The organism is Enterocloster alcoholdehydrogenati, from assembly GCF_013282095.1.
Classification (GTDB): Bacteria; Bacillota; Clostridia; order Lachnospirales; family Lachnospiraceae; genus Enterocloster; species Enterocloster alcoholdehydrogenati.
The window spans coordinates 1-1,334 of the sequence record NZ_BLTJ01000037.1 but is presented as its reverse complement, the minus strand read 5'-3'; the positions used below and the strand labels follow the sequence as shown (position 1 = coordinate 1,334).

Annotated in this window: 4 protein-coding genes; 2 read left to right on the top strand and 2 right to left on the bottom strand. The window is 27.8% G+C overall.

Annotation, left to right across the window (positions count from 1 at the left end):
- Positions 1-65 precede the first annotated feature (65 nt).
- A complete protein-coding gene (locus HW447_RS17790; RefSeq protein WP_176256356.1) occupies positions 66-287 on the top strand; it encodes a hypothetical protein in 222 nt (73 codons plus the stop codon).
- A gap of 7 nt (positions 288-294) precedes the next feature.
- On the opposite strand, the gene HW447_RS17785 is transcribed toward HW447_RS17790, so the two are convergent.
- Positions 295-753 (bottom strand): DUF2513 domain-containing protein, encoded by a 459-nt coding sequence (locus HW447_RS17785; RefSeq protein ID WP_176256355.1) that lies wholly within the window; start codon positions 751-753, stop codon positions 295-297.
- A gap of 32 nt (positions 754-785) precedes the next feature.
- Between HW447_RS17785 and HW447_RS17780 the strand changes: the two genes are divergently transcribed.
- Positions 786-1,049, top strand: coding sequence for a hypothetical protein (locus tag HW447_RS17780; RefSeq protein WP_176256354.1), 264 nt, complete (start codon positions 786-788; stop codon positions 1,047-1,049).
- Positions 1,050-1,066: 17 nt separating this feature from the next.
- Here HW447_RS17780 and HW447_RS17775 read toward each other — a convergent pair.
- Positions 1,067-1,334 (bottom strand): hypothetical protein (locus HW447_RS17775; RefSeq protein ID WP_207714823.1); only part of this gene is annotated, 268 nt, incomplete at its 5' end.

Genomic DNA, 1,334 nt, shown 5'->3' with positions numbered 1-1,334 from the left:
CTTCAATTCGTAAAGCACACAATTATCATCATTAAATATACAGCACATCATAAGAAGGAGAAAAAATGACAAAAACAGAATACGAAAATGAATTAGAAAAATATGAATCTACTCAAGATTTTGTAGACTATATGGATAATGAAAATTTCAAAAGATTATTTTTAAAATATAACTCAGTAGGAATGGATAATTTTGTTTTATCAGAAGCAATTCTTATACTGGCAAATTCACACGACAATATGGAAAAATTGTCAGCACTTGAACTGCTTCGAAAATTAGATTGTTAAAATTTATCTAGTGAAATATATTTTCAATGCCTTGCATAAAGTTTTGTATTGCATTAGGATCAGACATAAGAGCATTAGCCACGTCTTTTGCTGTTGAAGCTAATATTGTTAAAGAAAATCCTCCTATTTTAGATGCTTTTTGTTTTACGGCAGTCCAAATAGTATTATCCCGAATATTATCGAGTAATTCATGACCTTTCCATGTAAGACCTATAATATTTGCTAAGTTTAAATTACCGTTATTAAAGTGAGGTTGCCTTGAACATTCTATAAAACCTTCTTTTATTAATAATTCTAGTGCATATGCAAGTTCTTGTTGATCGCAGTCTTCAAAATCTTTGTTTTTAAGTATAACTGTATATCTTATTTCATTATGGAATACTGGTATTTGTGTGCCTTGTTTATAAGTTGTTTCTTGTTCAATGAATAATAGTATGCTTCTGACGTAATCATGATTTAATCTCATAATTTTATCCTCCTTAGAAAGTTGGTGATTTCATGTATAATATAACAAAAGAACGTAATAAATTACAAGCACTTGTTGATATTACGAATTATTTAGCAGAACATAATTTTACATATGATGAAGTAAATGAATTTATTGAAATGTTAAGTAATGAAATATCGGCATCAAGAATCTGTAATCAGTATAAAACTGCTTTAGATTGGGCTAATAATAATCCATGCTGTAATATCAATAATACGATTATTGTTCCGTTGAATAAAGTTAATATTGAAGAACTTTTTTCTAATATTTTTTGAATAAATAAAGAGCACCGCTAAGAGTGCTCCTTGAAAAAGATGTACATTGAAAATTTAATAACATCGGCTAAAAAATTCTTTTCTACTTCACTTAAAATAACATCATATGCAGATTTGATTTCTCTTATTTTGAGTGGAAGAAAAATTTCTGGAGTTTTAGTACTATTTACATGCATTAAGCCATGTAAACGTACATATTCAATTAGAAGTTCGTTGACTAAATCATTTTTTGCTTCTGGACTCATATATGTAGTTCCTCCTTTGAATTTTGTACACATATTATGA